This window comes from Rhodococcus sp. NPDC059968, from assembly GCF_042738615.1.
Classification (GTDB): domain Bacteria; phylum Actinomycetota; class Actinomycetes; order Mycobacteriales; family Mycobacteriaceae; genus Rhodococcus_F.
Window position 1 is genome coordinate 59,392 of sequence record NZ_JBHWUE010000043.1, and the last position, 15,371, is coordinate 74,762.

The following is a 15,371-nucleotide window of genomic DNA, read 5'->3' on the forward strand; positions in this document are numbered from 1 at the left end:
TGTCAGCGCGGTAGCGGCACCAGCTCGGCCAGATCACCGTCGGCCGCCCCCGCTGGGACCAGCGCCAGCGCGTCGCGGTCGATCAGGCCGGCGAGATGCGCGGTCCGGATTCCGGGGTCGACGCGCCACGTGCCGTCCGGTTGCGGGACCGCGGGCAGGATCCGGGTGGCGTCACCACTGACCTCGGACGCATTCGCGATCCGCGCCAGCTGACGCGGTGACGGGATGCGACCCGTGAGTGCGGCGGCGATGGACGGAACCGTGGTCAGGAGCGTCACGACCGCGGCGTACGGGTTCCCGGGCAGCCCGAGCACCACCCGTCCGTCGGGCAGCAGTGCGGTCACCTGCGAACCGCCCGGTCGGCACCGCACCCGCCCCACCACGATCCTGGCCTCCGCCCGGTCGAGCGCGGCACGCAACTGGTCGGCCGCGCCGCCGCCGGTGGCTCCGACGATCACGATCAGATCGGGCTGGCGGACTTCCCGGAACAGTTCGTCGAAGCTGTCGGACGTGTCCCGCAGGTGGGTGTCCGCGACCGTCCGGATGCCGCACCACGAGAGGAACTGGGGGAGAACGGGTCCCAGAGCGTCCCGCGTCTGCCCTCGTCGCAGCGGACCTTCCCGCCGGATCTCGTCTCCCGTCACCACCACGTGCGCGCGGACGGGTCCGCGGACCCCCGCGGTGGTCACCTCCGCGCTCGCGGCGGCGGAGACGAGGGCGGGCGTGACGGCCGTGCCCTCCACCGCGAGCCGGTACCCCTCGTGCCAGTCCTCGCCGCGCCGCCGCGCGTCGTCGCGCACGGGGGCGTCCTCCCTGCGGGACAGTCGCGGTCCCTCGGATGTGTCTGTCGCCATGGCGAATTCGTCCCGCACGACGGCGGTGGCGCCGCTGGGGAGGTGCGCTCCCGTCGCGATCCGGGCCGCCTCGCCCTCCGTCAGCTCGAGTTCCTCGGAGCTTCCCGCATACCGGATGTCGTCGCGCAGCACCCACGGACCGTCGCCTGCGACGGCGTATCCGTCCATGGCTGAGACGGCGATGCGCGGCAGAGCTTCGGCGGCGAGCAGCGGCTCGGCGAGTGTGGCGCCGAGCGACGTGCCGAGCGCCGCGGACCGCGGTGGGAGTGGGGGGACAGTCGTAAGGATCGCGTTCCTGGCCTCGGCGACCGTGACCGGCGTCGCCGCGGCCCTGCTCCGGGCCCGCTCGACGTCCTCCGGTGTGTCGCAGTCGGTGACGCCGCGGAAGAGGACCGTGTCGAACGTGTCCGGAACGAGCGCCTTCATGGGCTGATTGACCGCCGACCCGAGCGAGCGCACACGATCGGTCAGCGCGCCGACGCGCCACGCGGACAACAGGAACTGCAGGCGGCCCGACTCGTCGATCGCGAACACGGTGTCGGCGCCCTGCACGGCGGCGGCGAGGGCCTCCACCATCGTGGGTTCCGCGAACGGCAGGTCCGACGCGAGCAGAATCACCCGGTCTTCCGGTTCGGCGTCGAGCACCGCGAGTCCGGCGGCCACCCCTGCGACCGGTCCGGCGCCCGGGGGCGTCTCCTGCGTCTGGAGCACCGTCGAATCCAGGTCGGCGCGCCGGGGTCCCACGACGACGATGCGCTCACAGTCGTCGACGGCGTCGAGAGCGGTGTCGAGCATCCGGCGTCCGCCGACCACCACGGCCGGCTTGTCGACGCCGCCCATCCGGGTGGCTCGTCCACCGGCGAGGACGATCGCGTGAACGGGTGCGGCAGAGTTCATTCCCTCATGCTGCCGCACACCCTCAGTCGCTGTGCAGGTGGCTGCGCGGAGGTCCGGCGAGCCCGGACCGTCCGCCGTGCGCCGTGCTGACGCAGAGCCAGGCCACCGACGCTAGGCTGAGGGCGAAGAGGATTCCAATTACCAACATGTATCGATTGTCGGTGCAAAGTGGCCCGCAATTTCCAGTCCTCTGTGGGAAAGTGGCCTGTATGAGTGTTGAACCAGTCCGAACCGTGTCGGCAGCCGAGTTGGCGGTGCTGCTCGGTGCGGCGCCCACCGGCGGACAACCGCTGTACCGCGGGCTCGCCGACGCCCTCCGCGAGAGGGTCGCCGACGGGTCGATGGCCGTGGGAGTCCGGCTGCCCGCCGAACGGGCCCTCGCGGAGGAGCTCCGGCTCAGCCGGGTGACCGTCAGTGCCGCGTATCGCGAACTGCGCGAGGCCGGTTGGGCGTCGGCGCGCCACGGATCGGGGACATTCGTGGCGATGCCGTCGGGACCGCCGGCGTGGGGAAGCATGGTGGGCGCGCCGGTGGACGGTGTCATCGACCTCGTCAACGCCGCGCCGGCAGCCGCCCCCGAGCTCAGGGAGGCCTACCTGGACGCCGTCGACGAGTTGCCCCGTTTCATGCCCCAGCACGGATACCATCCCGGCGGACTGACGACGCTCCGGGCGGCGATCGCAGGCCACTACACACGCCGGGGTCGCCCGACCACCGCGGACCAGATCCTCGTGACCGGTGGCGCGGGCGATGCCACCGAGGTGGTGTTCGAGGCTCTGGTCGAGGCGGGCGATCGCGTCCTGGTCGAACATCCGACCTACCCCGGCGCGGTCGAGTCCGTGCAGGCGGCCGGCGGCAGGCCTGTTCCGGTGCCGATCGATGCGACCGACCCGGACGCGTTCGTCGCCGAGGCGGACCGGGCCGCGCGGCAGAGCGCCCCGACGGTGGCGTACCTGATGCCGGACTTCTCCAATCCCTCGGGAGCCAGGGCGACTCCCGAAGGCAGGCGGCGGCTGGCCGCGACCCTGGCCCGCCACGGCGTGGTGACCGTCGTGGACGAGGTGTCGGCGGAACTCGTGCTGGACGGCTCGGACGACCTCGAGCCGTTCGGCGTCCCGGTCCCGGAATCGTCGACGGTGGCGATCGGCAGTCTCAGCAAGACCGTGTGGGGTGGTATCCGCATCGGCTGGGTGCGCGCCGAGGCCGCCCGTACCGCGCAGATGGCGAAGATCATGGCGCGCAGGCAGTTGTCGGTCTCGGTGCTGGATCAGCTTGCGGCCGTGCGCTTGTTCGCCCGGCACGACCGTCTGGTCGCGCAGCGCCGCCGCGACCTCGGGGTGCAGCGGGACGCGCTCGCGGCGGCGGTCGACGAGAGGTTGCCCGGGTGGGAGTACGTGCTGCCCGCCGGGGGGCTGTCCCTGTGGTGCATGCTCCCCGCCGGAACGAGATCGACGGAACTCGTCGCCGCCGCGCGGTCGAGGGGCCTGCTACTGGCTCCCGGACCCCGATTCGGCACCGGCCATCTGTTCGACGACCACCAGCGGTTGCCCTTCACGCGGCCGGTGTCCGAGTTGACCGCGGCCGTGAATATCCTTGCCACCCTGGTCGTGTCCGGGGACGCGTCGATGTCTGCGACGCCGACGCTCGTCGTGTGACGCGGGGGCGTTCGACGGCAAAGTACCCGTGAATTCAAGTATCAGTCAGAGACCAGTTCGGTACCGGGAAAGGTGCTGATCTTTATCGACGCTCTGGCATAGTGATGCCGTCGACCCGCTCGCTGAATTGTGGGGTATGTCATGGGCTCGTTGTTCCGCAGATCCTTCGGCACCGCTGTACTCGGCTCGGTCCTCGCGATGACTGCCGCCCTCGTGGGCGCAGGCACCTCCGCGGCAGAACCACCGTTGCTGTTGCCCCCCTTGCTGTCTCCACCCGCTGCCGACGCCATCTTCCCCGTCGCCGACCCGGACCCCTTCTACATCCAACCCACGGATGTCGCCGACCATGCTCCGGGCGACGTCCTGAAGATCCGCCAGCTGCCGCCGTCGTACTACTTCCCCGGTAGCGCGATGTGGGAGCTGCTGTTCCGGACCACCGACTCCGAGGGCAGGCCGATCGCGGCGAACACCACGTACGTGCTGCCCCCGAACCACGTCCAGGACGGCCCGCTGGTGTCGTACCAGCACATCATCAATTCGCTGGGCAACAAGTGCAAGATCGCCACCGAGCTCTACACCACCGACCCCCTGCACCAGATCCGCGAGGCCGCCGCACTCAACATCGCACTCGCGCGCGGGTGGGCAGTGGCGCTGCCCGACCATCTGGGACCGAGGATGGCGTACGGCGCGGCGAAGCTCGGTGGCCAGATCACCCTCGACGGCATCCGCGCCGTCCAGCGGACTGGGCGGATATTCCGGCGGCGGCATGGCCACGGCCTGGGCGGCGGCGCTGGCACCGAGCTACGCCCCCGAACTGAACATCGTCGGCGCCGCCGAGGGCGGAACCCCGATGAACCTGGTGAAGATGGCGGAGGCACTGGGCGCCAACCCGCACCCCGCGTTCGGTCTCGCGATGGCCGCCGCGCTGGGCCTGGAACGCGAATACCCGGACCGCATCGACGTCAGCGGCCAGCTCAACGATGAGGGCCGCTTGATGAAGCAGATGATCGGCAACGGATGTACCAACGAGATCATGCTGTTCGGACTCGGACACAGCGCATCACAGATGACCGACAACAAGAACTTCATGGATGATCCGGAAGCGTGGAAGGTGATGGAGGAGAACAGCCTGGAGCTGTATCCGGGCGTGCCCACCACGCCGATCTTCGAATGGCACAGCCCGACGGACGCACTGATCCCCGTCGATTCGATCGACACCACCCTGCGGCGGTACTGCGACGCGGGCACTCCGGTGCAGACGCTGCTCACTCCGACCCCCGACCACCTGTCGGCGGCGGCGCTGGGACTGCCCCAGGCGCTGGACTGGATGGACGCCCGGTTCCGCGGTGATCCCGCGCCGAGCACCTGCTGAGGCGGGCGGGACTCAGCCGGACCGATCGAACCGGTGCCGGGCCGCCGCGAGATCCACGCGGCCGTCCCGGATGGGAACACCCTCGAGTTCGAGCTTCGCGATCTGCCGGCGCGCGAGGTGCGGCGCCGGTCGTCCCGAAGCGCCCAGCACCCGGTGCCAGGGGAGGTCGGCGGAGTCGGTGCGCATGATCCAGCCGACCGTCCGCGCACTGGACAGCCCTGCCGCCGAGGCGATGTCGCCGTAGGTGGCCACCCGGCCGGGTGGAATCGACGCGACCAGCGCGCGGACCGCCTCGACCTGTTCCTCCGTCGTCGCGACCATCAGAGGAGCGTGCGGACGAGCTCGGCGACCTCGTCGGGGCGGGCCTGCGGCACCATGTGATCGCAGTCGAGGTCGACGGCGGTGAGGTTGTCGCCCAGATGGTCGGTGAGAGCCTTGCGGAACTCGGGTGTGACGTACGGCGGCTGCACCTTCGACGCCTGCACGAGGACGGTCGGCAGGTGCGCGGGCGGCAGGATGGCCTCGCGTGCGAGCTCGCCCCACGCCGTGACGACGGCGGGGGTGGACAGTCGCCAGTTGACCCGGCCGTTCGCCAGCGGCACCAGGTGTTCGGCGATCTCGTTCTCGAGGACGTCGCGGGCTACTTCACCCCACGAGCCGTGTACCTTCTCGGACCGGGCCTCCGCGATGTCGGTGTAGTCGGGGGAGGAGATGGTGAGATCCGCCACGGACTGCATCAGCTCGGGATCGAGCCCGATCGCGGGATCGAGCAGCACGAGTCCCCGGACGCGGTCGGGGACTGCGCGCGACAGGTGCAGCGCCAGGGCGCAGCCGAACGAGTGGCCCACGACCAGGACGGGTCCGTGGGCGTGTGCGTCGAGCGTGTCGACGAGGCTGGCGACGTGGGCCTCGAGGTTCCACGGCGGCGACCACGTGGAGCGGCCGTGCCCGAGTAGGTCGGGGGAGATCCAGCGGGCGTCCGGCAGCTGGTCGGTGGCCAGCGCCTCCCACCGTCTGCCGTGACCGGAGAGTCCGTGCAGGGCGAGGATCTCCGTGCCGTCCTCGGCGCCGAACAGGTACGTATTCAGTGCTGACACGTGATCCATGATGCCGGATCGGGTCGCTGCACGAGATGTCAGACCGTTCTGGTGGAATGCCACCCATGACGGAATCGGCGGTGCGCACCAGGACGTCGGTTCCCCGTGCCAGGCTCGTGCACCGCCGGAACCCGGTCCGCGAGGCCCGGGTGTGGGACGACGCCACGCGGCGGGTCCTCACCGCACCGTCCCTCGGCCTGGGCTGGAATCCCTGGCAGGTGCTCGGCGGCCCGGGAACGGGCAAGACGTCGCTTCTCGTCGATGTCGCGGTGGACCGGATCGCCGGCGGCGAAGACCCGGAGTCGGTGCTCGTCCTGACGCAGTCGAAGCGAGCGGCGAGCCGGGTGCGCGAGGAGGTCACCGCCGCCCTCATCGGCCACGACGAACACCACGGCCCCCGGGCCACGCGCGAACCACTCGTACGCACCGTCCACTCCTACGCCTTCGCTGTGCTGAGACTGCAGGCCGCCGCCCACGGAAATCCGCCCCCGCGCCTCATCACCGGCGCCGAACAGGACGCCGTGCTGCGCGAGATGCTGCACGGCGACATCGCGGACGGCGGCGAGATGTGGCCCGAACGTCTGCGTCCCGCACTGGCACTGGGCGGCTTCGCCGTCGAACTGCGCGACCTCATGCTGCGCTCGAGCGAGCGCGGTCTCGGCCCCGAAGATCTGATCAGGCTGGGACAGCGGCACGCCCGTCCCGAGTGGGTGGCGGCGGGAATGTTCGCCGCCCGGTACGAGCACGGCATGCTGCTACGCGGTGCCGTCGGTGTCGAGGCCCCCGAGGCCACGGCGCCTGCGCTGGACGCCGCCGAACTCATCGGTGCGGCCCTCACCGCCTTCGCCACCGACCCGGACCTGCTGCGCACGGAGCGGGCCCGGGTGCGGCACCTGCTCGTCGACGACGCCCAGCACCTCGATCCGCAGGCCGCGGAACTCGTCCGGCTCGTCGGCACCGGTACCCGCACCACGGTCGTCGCCGGCGACCCGGACCAGTCGATCTACGGCTTTCGCGGAGCAGACCCGACATTCCTCGCCGAGCTGGCCGACAAGGGCGATCCCCGGCAGGTGTTGCTACCGGTCAACTTTCGCAGTTCGGCGGAGGTCGCGACCACGGCGGCCCGGATCACGTCTCGGCTTCCGGGTCATCTGCCGCATCGGATCTGGAGCCCGGCGCAGGACGGCGGACGGACGTCGGTCCGGGTCCTGAGCACGGCGGCGAAGGAGGCTGCGCTCATCGCCGACACCCTGCGTCGCGCCCACCTCCTCGACGGGGTGCCGTGGTCGGAGATGGCGGTGATCGTGCGCTCGGTGCCGCGCGCCCTCGCGCCGCTGCGCCGCGCCCTGCTGGGTGCGGGTGTGCCTGTCACCACCGCGGCGTCCGAGTTGCCGCTGGCCCGTCAGCACGGGGTGTCGGGACTGATGCTGGTGCTGCGGGCACTGTCGGGGCAGGAATTCACGGGCGAGGACGCTCTCGCCCTGCTCGCCGGCCCGGTCGGCGGCGCAGAACCCGTGGCGCTCCGGCGTCTTCGCCGGGGACTGCGGCGCGCCGAGCTGGCGTCCGGCGGCGACCGCGACTCCGCGGAGCTCCTCCGTCTCGTACTGGTGGGCGAGACCGACAGCACCCGCAGGGTCACGGCCAAGCTGACCGACGTCGAAGCGGCATCCCTGAACCGGGTGCTGTCCGTGCTGCGCAAGGCGAAGGTGCCCCTGGACCGTGGGCGCGGCATCGAGGACGTTCTGTGGGCGGCATGGCAGGCCACCGGACTCGAACGCCGCTGGTCGGCGGCCTCCGCTCGCGGGGGTCCGATCGGGGCACAGGCCGACCGCGACCTCGACGCCGTGGTCGCCCTGTTCGACGCCGCGGCGAGTTACGTCGACCGCCTCCCGCGCGCGCAGCTCGCCGGGTTCGTCGACTACCTCACCGGGCAGGCCATTCCCACCACGCGGAACGTCTCCGCCGTTCCGGTCGACGCCGTCTCGGTGCTCAGCGCCCACTCGGCTGCCGGCCGCGAATGGGATGTCGTCGCGGTCGCGGGTGTGCAGGAAGGGTTGTGGCCGAGTCTGCGGGCCCGCGGAAGCCTGCTCGGCACCGAGGCGCTGATCGACCTGACGGCCGGAGTGTCCGACGGCAGCGAGACGGCCGCCGACCGGATGTCGCGCACCGCACCGCTTCTGGCCGAGGAACGCAGGCTGTTTCTGGTGGCGTGCAGCCGGGCGAGGCGGAGTCTGCTCGTCACCGCGGTCGACTCGGCCAGCGGCGACGCCGATCTCGTCCACTCCCGATTCGTCGACGAACTGCTCGCCGGAGACCAGGATTCGGACGTCGAGGAGGCGGTCGTGCATGCGGAGGATCCGGCGACCCGGGTCCTGGCCCTGCCCGCCCTCGTCGCCGAATTGCGCAGCGTGGTCTGCGATCCGGACGTCGCGGAATCCGATCCCGCCCGACAGGAACGCGCGGCGCGCCAACTCGCCCGGCTCGCCGAAGCCGGAGTGCGCGGCGCACACCCGGACCAGTGGTACGGCACCGCCGAACCGAGCACCGGCGTGGCGTTGTGGAACGAGGAGGACGGGCCGGTGTCGCTGTCGCCGTCCACCATCGACCTGCTCAACACGTGCCCGTTGCGGTGGCTGCTCGAACGCCACGGCGGGACGGACGGAGACAACACCCACGCCATCGCCGGTACGCTCGTGCATACGCTGGTGCAGGCGCTCGCCGGGCGGATCCCGCCCGATCAGGTGGAACGCGCGCTCGAGAACGCCTGGGAGTCGATCGATCTGGGATCTCAGTGGTACTCACGGCGCGAACTCGACCGCACCCGGGACATGCTCGCCACGTTCACTTCCTGGCTGGGCAACACCCGGTCCGAACTCACCGAGGTTGGCGTCGAGGTGGCGGTCGACGGCGTCCTGGAACCGCGGGAAGAGGGTTCCCCGACGATCCGGCTGCGGGGGCGGATAGACCGGCTCGAGCGCGATGCCGAGGGCAGGCCCGTCATCGTCGACGTGAAGACCGCCCGCTCACCGGTCACCAAGGACGACGCCCAGCAGCACGCCCAGCTGGCGGCGTACCAGGTGGCGGCGGCGACCGGCGCGATCGACGGGGAGCCGGCGTCGAAACCGGGTGGTGCGCGGCTGGTCTTCGTCGCCAAACCGCACAAGAAGGAAGGCGCGACCCAGCGGGTGCAGGCACCGCTGTCGGACGAGGACCTCGAGACGTCGCTCGCGGTCATCCACGCGGCAGCGGCGGCCACCAAGGGGCCGGAGTTCCTCGCCCGCGTCAACGACGGTTGCCGGCACTGCCCGGTGCGCACGAGTTGCCCCGCGCACGACGAGGGACGGCAGGTGACGTCGGAATGATGATCCGTATCGACCCGGTGGAACTCGCTATCGGCCTGGGGCAGCACCCACCGACTCCGGAGCAGGCCGCAGTCATCGCGGCCCCCCTCGGCCCGACCCTCGTCGTCGCGGGGGCAGGCGCGGGCAAGACCGAGACGATGGCGGCCCGCGTCGTCTGGCTGGTGGCCAACGGTGTCGTCGACCCCGAGGCGGTGCTGGGGCTGACGTTCACCCGCAAGGCGGCGCAGCAGCTGACCGCCCGGATCAGGAAACGCCTTGCCCGGCTGGCGGGGTCGGACCTGCTCCGCAGGGTCGACCCGGGCGGCGACCTGCGATCGCGGATCCTCGCGGGCGAACCGGAAGTCAGCACCTACCACTCCTATGCCGGGCGACTGCTGTCCGAGCACGGGCTCCTGCTGCCCATCGAACCGTCGGCGACGCTCCTGTCGGAGACGGAACTGTGGCAGCTGGCGCACCGGGTGGTCAGCTCGTGGGACGGCGACCTCGACACCGACCGGAACCCGGCGTCCGTCACCGAAGCCGTGCTCGCGCTGTCCGGGCAACTGGCCGAGCACCTCGTCGAACCGGACGATTTGCGGGAGGCGCACACCGAGCTCGACAAGCTCGTCCACACCCTGCCCGCCGGACCGCGGCAGCGCGGCGGCCCCGGCAAGGAACTGCTCGACATCCTCGACACCCAGCACCGCCGGGTGGAGCTTCTTCCGCTGGTGCAGCGTCTCGCGGACACGCTGCGCCGGGAAGGTGCGCTCGACTTCGGCAGCCAGATGTCGCTGGCGGCACGGGTCGCCGCGGACCATCCCGAGGTCGGACTCGCCGAGCGCACACGTTTCCGGGTGGTGCTCCTCGACGAATACCAGGACACGGGACACTCGCAGCGGGTGCTCCTGTCGTCGCTGTTCGGCGGCGGTCTCGACGGCGAACTCGCGCTCACCGCGGTGGGCGACCCCATGCAGTCGATCTACGGCTGGCGTGGTGCCTCGGCGGCCAACCTGCCCCGCTTCGCGACGGATTTCCCGCTGGCGAACGGAGATCCGGCGCCGACCCTGGAACTGCTCACGAGCTGGCGCAACCCGCCGGAGGCCCTGGCGCTGGCCAACATGGCGTCGGCGTCCCTGCGTGAGCGGGGCGTGCCGGTCAGCACGCTGCGGGCACGACCACAGGCCGTCCCGGGCGATGTGCGGCTGGCCCTCACAGGTGACGTCGTGCAGGAACGCGAATGGGTGGCCGACCGCATCGCCGAACAGTACGCGGACGCCACGAGCCGGGACGAGGACCCACCGACCGCCGCGGTGCTGATCCGCCGCAACGCGGACGCCGCACCGATCGCGGAGGTCCTGCGGTCCCGGGGGCTGCCGGTCGAAGTGGTCGGTCTCGGCGGACTGCTCCACACGCCCGAGGTGGCCGACGTGATCGCGATGCTCCGGGTGGTCGCCGACCCGATGGCGGGCAGTGCCGCCGTGCGGATGCTGACCGGGGCGAGATGGCAGATCGGGGCGGCCGACCTTACGGCGCTGTCGCGGCGAGCCTCCGAACTGGCCATCGGAACCGGCTACGGCACCACCGGCGCCGTCACCGATTCGTCCGCTCTGGCCGACGCCGTCGGCGAGGCGCTTCCCGGTGAACACGCGGAGCAGGCCGGGCTGGCGGACGCACTGGCGGATCCCGGTCCCGCCGAACGTTATTCGCAGGTCGGCTACGCGCGGATCACCGCCGTCGCGGCGGAGTTGGCGTCTCTGCGTGAGCGGATCGGGCAGCCACTCACCGAGCTGGTGGCCGAGGTCGAACGGGCGCTGGGTATCGGCATCGAGGCACAGGCCCGGACGCGTCGGTCGGCGCAGGGGAGTGCCGGCCGTGAACATCTCGACGCCTTCGCCGACGTCGTCGCCGGATACGCGAGCCGCACGTCGGCCACCGTCACCGGCCTGCTCGCGTTCCTGTCCGCCGCGGAATCGGTCGAAAAAGGTTTGGCGCCGGGCGAAGTCGAGGTGGATCCGCACCGCGTCCAGGTGCTGACGGTGCACTCCGCCAAGGGGCTGGAGTGGGAAGTGGTGGCGGTACCGCACCTCACGGCCGGCGTCTTTCCGTCGCGGACGGCGTCCGGGTCCTGGCTCGGTGCCGTCGGTGAACTGCCGCCCTCACTGCGCGGCGATCGTGCGCGGCCGGGGGAGTCGGCAGACGGCGTGCCCGTTCTCGAACTCGAGAACCTGTACGACCGGAAAGACCTCGAGGAGACCGTGAAGGCCCACAAGGCGGCGCTGGCCGCGCGCAAACTCGACGAGGACCGCCGGTTGTTCTACGTCGCACTCACCCGGACCGAACGGGTGCTGTTCGCTTCGGGTCACCACTGGGCAGAATCGGGAACCGAGCCGAAGGGTCCGTCGGAGTTCCTCACCGAACTACGCGAAACCGTGACCGACGAGGAGCACGAGGGAATAGGGGTCGTCGACATCTGGGCGCCCGCACCAGAACCCGAGGAGCAGAACCCGCTGACCAGTACCCCCAAGTCGGCGGTGTGGCCGCGGGATCCGCTCGGGATCCGCCGCGAGTCGGTCGAGCGGGGCGCGGCGCTGGTCGTCGCGGCGCTGAAGAGCGTCGGTGAGCCGGTGCCGGCCGGCGAGGACGACGATCCCGAGAACTGGGCAGCCGACGTCGACGCCCTTCTCGCGGAGCGGGAAGCGCGGGCGAACGCCCGCACCGAGGTGGTGTTGCCCGGTCAGTTGTCGGTGAGCCAGCTCGTCGAACTCGAAGCCGACCCGGACGCCCTGGCCGCCCGGCTGCGGCGTCCGCTGCCGTACCCGCCGAATCCGCTGGCCCGGCGCGGCACCGCGTTCCACGCCTGGGTGGAGCGCCGCTTCGGGGCCACCCGGCTGCTCGACCTCGACGAGCTGCCCGGTGCCGCCGACACGGGTGCGGGCCCGGACATCGACCTCGCGACCCTGCAGGATGCGTTCCTGCGCTCGTCCTGGGCCGACCGCAACCCGACCGAGGTCGAGGTGCCGTTCGAGACGTCGGTGGCCGGGACCGTGCTGCGCGGCCGGATCGACGCGGTGTTCACCGACCCCGACGGCGGGTGGACGGTGATCGACTGGAAGACCGGAGCCGAACCGAGCGCGGCCAACGAGAAGGCCGTCGTGATGCAGTTGGCCGCGTACCGGCTGGCGTGGGCCGAGCTGGTGGACGTTCCGATCGAGCGGGTGCGCGCCGCGTTCCACTACGTGCGGACCGGACGGACGATCGCGCCGGACCACCTGCCCGACGCCGACGCGCTCGCCCGTCTGCTCCGTTCGGCCGGTTCTTCCGAAGCGGAGATCAGGCCTGACGCCGAGCCTTCAGCGACTCGGTGACCAGCGGGATCTGCAACGGAAGGCGCAGCAGTGCACCGGCTTTCTGCACGTTCGTCGTCTTGGAGCTCTTCAGCCAGTCCACCGCCATGTTGACGTTGGCGGGGAAGACGGCGACGAACAGCAGAGCAGCGAGGCCGCCACCGAGCCTGCGGGTTCGCGGCACGGCGAGCGCGGTACCGATGGCGAGCTCGCCCACCCCCGACACGTACGTGTAGGTGCGGGCCTCGCCCGGAAGCTGGGTGGGGACGATGGAGTCGAAGAACTTGGGGGCGACGAAATGCATCGTGCCCGCGCCGAGCAGCAGCGCGGCAAGGCGGAGTGCGGGCTTCTGGCTCGGTCGTGGTGTGGGGCTCTCTCGTTGCATGACGCCAGCTTGCCCGAACAACTCGGTTCGCGACAACGAGGCTCCGACATGTCACCGATGGCGCAATCGGGGATAGGCTGCCAGCCGATGTCGGAGTTCAGTGCAACGTGGAGACGAACATATGGCCGGTAGGCTGCGTGAGAGATTGAGCAGGTCGGACACCCTGACCGACCGGCCCGACTTCGCGTTGGTGGGTGTGCTCCGGATTCCGGAGCTGCAGACCAGTCCGGCGCGGGCGATCTACCGCCGCGTGGGTATCGCCCTGGCGGCGTTGGGGTTGGCGGTTCTCATCGTCTACATCGACCGGGCGGGTTACCGCGACGCGCAGGACAACGAATTGTCGCTGCTCGACTGCATCTACTACGCGACGGTGTCGTTGTCGACGACGGGCTACGGCGACATCACGCCGTTCACCCCGTCCGCGAGGCTCGTCAACGTTCTCCTGATCACGCCTCTTCGAATCTTCTTCCTCATCGTCCTGGTCGGTACGACTCTCTCCGCGCTCACGCAGAGCTCCCGGCAGGCGTTCAAAATTCAGCGTTGGAGGCAGCACGTGCGCAATCACACCGTGGTGATCGGCTACGGAACCAAGGGACGCACCGCGATTGACGCGATGCTCGGCGACGACGTTCCGCCATCGGAGATCGTGGTGGTCGACACCGACCACGTGGTGCTCGACTCGGCGGCCAGCAAGGGCCTCGTCACGGTCCACGGGTCCGCCACCAAATCGGACGTGCTGCGGTTGGCGGGCGCGCAGAATGCGTCGGCGATCATCGTCGCGGCCAACCGTGACGACACCGCGGTGCTGGTGACGCTGACGGCCCGCGAGATCGCACCGAAGGCGAAGATCGTCGCGGCGATCCGCGAATCCGAGAACACACATCTGCTCCGGCAGTCCGGCGCCGATTCGGTCGTCGTGTCCTCCGAGACCGCGGGCCGGCTCCTCGGCATCGCCACGAAGACGCCGAGCGTCGTCGAGATGATGGAGGACCTCCTGACTCCGGAGGCCGGTTTCGCCATCGCGGAGCGCCCGGTGGAGCGGGACGAGATCGGCGGCTCCCCGCGTCACCTCGCGGACATCGTGCTCGGTGTGGTGCGGGACGGGCGGCTGATCCGGGTCGGCTCACCGGAGGTCGATTCGATCGAGGAGAACGACCGACTGCTGTACATCCGTCGGGTCGCGAACTGATCGGCAGTAGTGTCGACGGCGTGACTGCATTCCGGCTGAACGACACCCCGCTCCTGTCCCGCTCCGCTGTCGGGCGGGCCGAGGAATTGCGTTCGGACACGGACGCGCTGCGAGCGGGCTGGCGGGATGCGCTGCTGCTGCGCGTCAATCACCGCGGACAGGTGCGGGTAGGCGACGACGGACTGGTGTTCGCGGACGCCACCGAACTCGGCCCGGAACCGCAACGGGGGGCGGTGTTCCTCGGCATCCGCAAGGACCGGCACGTGTGGGCGGTGCGGGTGCAGGCGCTGACCGGCGAGCTGGCCGATCTCCGGATTCTGGGCGGGACGCTGGACGACGCGGACGCCGGCGTGCTCACGGGGGCCCTCGCGATGCTCAATTGGCACGACAGCGCAGGTTTCAGCGCGCTGGACGGTGCGCCGTCGGAGCCGACGATGTCGGGGTGGTCGCGGATCTCGACGAGCACCGGGCACGAGGAGTTCCCCCGCACCGATCCGGCGGTCATCTGCCTCGTGCACGACGGCGGAGATCGCGTCCTGCTGGCCCGGCAGCCCACGTGGCCGGCGCGGCGGTTCTCGATCCTGGCCGGATTCGTCGAGGCCGGTGAATCGCTCGAGACGTGCGTCGTGCGGGAGATCAAGGAAGAAGTGGGTGTCGACGTCCGTGACGTGCGTTACCTCGGCAGTCAGCCGTGGCCGTTTCCCCGTTCGGTGATGATCGGGTTCGCGGCCGTCGGCGATCCCGAGGCCCCGCTGACGTTCGCGGACGGCGAGATCGCCGAGGCCCGGTGGTTCACCCGGGACGAGGTGCGCACGGCACTCGAACTCGGCGACTGGGCGTCGGACACCGACGCCCCGCTGCTGCTCCCGGGCTCGATTTCCATCGCCCGCGGAATCATCGAGTCCTGGGCGGGAGCAGCGACGGAGTCCTAGACGCCGAGGAGCGTCTTGACCTGCGACAACGACGGGTTGGTCGCGGTGCTGCCGTCGGCGAACTTGACGGTGGGGACGACGTGGTTGCCGCCGTTGACGCTGCCGACGAACTCCGCCGATGCCGGATCGTCCTCGATGTCGATCTCCTCGTAGCCGATGCCGGATTCGTCCAGCTGCGTCTTCAGGCGCCGGCAGTAGCCGCACCAGGTGGTGGAGTAGATGGTCAGGGCAGGGGTGTCGGTAGCAGTCACGGCGGATATAACACCACGACCCCGTCGTGTGTTCCCACTGCGGTGTTCGTCCGC

General features: G+C 70.7%; 12 protein-coding genes and 1 pseudogene. 6 read left to right on the forward strand and 7 right to left on the reverse strand.

Features of this window, described 5'->3' with window-relative positions:
- Window positions 1-2 precede the first annotated feature (2 nt).
- The gene (locus ACFWAY_RS29420) at window positions 3-1,751 is read right to left on the reverse strand and encodes an NTP transferase domain-containing protein (RefSeq protein WP_378513043.1); all 1,749 of its coding nucleotides are present in this window, start codon (window positions 1,749-1,751) and stop codon (window positions 3-5) included.
- A gap of 22 nt (window positions 1,752-1,773) precedes the next feature.
- Window positions 1,774-1,899 carry a hypothetical protein gene (locus tag ACFWAY_RS29425; protein ID WP_378456664.1) on the reverse strand — a complete coding sequence of 42 codons (126 nt, stop codon included), beginning with the start codon at window positions 1,897-1,899 and terminating at the stop codon, window positions 1,774-1,776.
- Window positions 1,900-1,960: 61 nt separating this feature from the next.
- Between ACFWAY_RS29425 and ACFWAY_RS29430 the strand changes: the two genes are divergently transcribed.
- Window positions 1,961-3,406 carry a PLP-dependent aminotransferase family protein gene (locus ACFWAY_RS29430; protein ID WP_378513044.1) on the forward strand — a complete coding sequence of 482 codons (1,446 nt, stop codon included), beginning with the start codon at window positions 1,961-1,963 and terminating at the stop codon, window positions 3,404-3,406.
- A 392-nt stretch (window positions 3,407-3,798) separates the two neighbouring features.
- Here the strand turns inward: ACFWAY_RS29430 and ACFWAY_RS29435 are convergent, their stop codons facing one another.
- Window positions 3,799-3,972, reverse strand: coding sequence for a hypothetical protein (locus tag ACFWAY_RS29435; RefSeq protein ID WP_378513059.1), 174 nt, complete (start codon window positions 3,970-3,972; stop codon window positions 3,799-3,801).
- 79 nt (window positions 3,973-4,051) lie between these two features.
- Between ACFWAY_RS29435 and ACFWAY_RS29440 the strand changes: the two are divergent.
- A pseudogene (locus ACFWAY_RS29440) lies at window positions 4,052-4,778 on the forward strand (lipase family protein).
- Between the two features lie 12 nt (window positions 4,779-4,790).
- On the opposite strand, the gene ACFWAY_RS29445 reads toward ACFWAY_RS29440, so the two are convergent.
- Together ACFWAY_RS29445 and ACFWAY_RS29450 are read right to left on the reverse strand one after the other, a co-directional pair.
- Window positions 4,791-5,099: an MGMT family protein gene (locus ACFWAY_RS29445; RefSeq protein WP_378513045.1), complete on the reverse strand. Its 309-nt coding sequence runs from the start codon at window positions 5,097-5,099 to the stop codon at window positions 4,791-4,793.
- Entirely contained in the window at window positions 5,099-5,884 is a 786-nt protein-coding gene (locus tag ACFWAY_RS29450) for an alpha/beta fold hydrolase (protein ID WP_378513046.1), read from the reverse strand. Before ACFWAY_RS29450 ends, ACFWAY_RS29445 begins: the two co-directional genes overlap by 1 nt.
- Window positions 5,885-5,940: 56 nt before the next feature.
- Between ACFWAY_RS29450 and ACFWAY_RS29455 the strand changes: the two genes are divergently transcribed.
- Window positions 5,941-9,237, forward strand: coding sequence for an ATP-dependent helicase (locus ACFWAY_RS29455; RefSeq protein ID WP_378513047.1), 3,297 nt, complete (start codon window positions 5,941-5,943; stop codon window positions 9,235-9,237).
- Window positions 9,234-12,581: an ATP-dependent helicase gene (locus ACFWAY_RS29460; RefSeq protein ID WP_378513048.1), complete on the forward strand. Its 3,348-nt coding sequence runs from the start codon at window positions 9,234-9,236 to the stop codon at window positions 12,579-12,581. Before ACFWAY_RS29455 ends, ACFWAY_RS29460 begins: the two co-directional genes overlap by 4 nt.
- On the opposite strand, the gene ACFWAY_RS29465 is transcribed toward ACFWAY_RS29460, so the two are convergent.
- Window positions 12,547-12,945, reverse strand: a complete 399-nt coding sequence (locus tag ACFWAY_RS29465; RefSeq protein ID WP_378513049.1) for a hypothetical protein — start codon at window positions 12,943-12,945, stop codon at window positions 12,547-12,549. The two genes, ACFWAY_RS29460 and ACFWAY_RS29465, sit on opposite strands and share 35 nt — an antisense overlap.
- A 121-nt stretch (window positions 12,946-13,066) precedes the next feature.
- Between ACFWAY_RS29465 and ACFWAY_RS29470 the strand changes: the two genes are divergently transcribed.
- Together ACFWAY_RS29470 and nudC are read left to right on the forward strand one after the other, a co-directional pair.
- Complete coding sequence (locus ACFWAY_RS29470) at window positions 13,067-14,134, forward strand: potassium channel family protein (RefSeq protein ID WP_378513050.1); 1,068 nt, start codon at window positions 13,067-13,069, stop codon at window positions 14,132-14,134.
- 20 nt (window positions 14,135-14,154) lie between these two features.
- The gene (gene nudC / locus ACFWAY_RS29475; RefSeq protein ID WP_378456656.1) at window positions 14,155-15,066 is read left to right on the forward strand and encodes an NAD(+) diphosphatase; all 912 of its coding nucleotides are present in this window, start codon (window positions 14,155-14,157) and stop codon (window positions 15,064-15,066) included.
- Here the strand turns inward: nudC and ACFWAY_RS29480 are convergent.
- A complete protein-coding gene (locus tag ACFWAY_RS29480; protein ID WP_378513051.1) occupies window positions 15,063-15,317 on the reverse strand; it encodes a mycoredoxin in 255 nt (84 codons plus the stop codon). The two genes, nudC and ACFWAY_RS29480, sit on opposite strands and share 4 nt — an antisense overlap.
- Between the last annotated feature and the right edge of the window lie 54 nt (window positions 15,318-15,371).

Excerpts from the sequence above, each read along its gene's own strand:
- ACFWAY_RS29420 (WP_378513043.1), bottom strand. The coding sequence starts at position 1,751 with ATGAACTCTGCCGCACCCGTTCACGCGATCGTCCTCGCCGGTGGACGA.
- ACFWAY_RS29425 (WP_378456664.1), bottom strand. The coding sequence starts at position 1,899 with ATGTTGGTAATTGGAATCCTCTTCGCCCTCAGCCTAGCGTCGGTGGCC.
- ACFWAY_RS29430 (WP_378513044.1), top strand. The coding sequence starts at position 1,961 with ATGAGTGTTGAACCAGTCCGAACCGTGTCGGCAGCCGAGTTGGCGGTG.
- ACFWAY_RS29445 (WP_378513045.1), bottom strand. The coding sequence starts at position 5,099 with ATGGTCGCGACGACGGAGGAACAGGTCGAGGCGGTCCGCGCGCTGGTC.
- ACFWAY_RS29450 (WP_378513046.1), bottom strand. The coding sequence starts at position 5,884 with ATGGATCACGTGTCAGCACTGAATACGTACCTGTTCGGCGCCGAGGAC.
- ACFWAY_RS29455 (WP_378513047.1), top strand. The coding sequence starts at position 5,941 with ATGACGGAATCGGCGGTGCGCACCAGGACGTCGGTTCCCCGTGCCAGG.
- ACFWAY_RS29460 (WP_378513048.1), top strand. The coding sequence starts at position 9,234 with ATGATGATCCGTATCGACCCGGTGGAACTCGCTATCGGCCTGGGGCAG.
- ACFWAY_RS29465 (WP_378513049.1), bottom strand. The coding sequence starts at position 12,945 with ATGCAACGAGAGAGCCCCACACCACGACCGAGCCAGAAGCCCGCACTC.
- ACFWAY_RS29470 (WP_378513050.1), top strand. The coding sequence starts at position 13,067 with ATGGCCGGTAGGCTGCGTGAGAGATTGAGCAGGTCGGACACCCTGACC.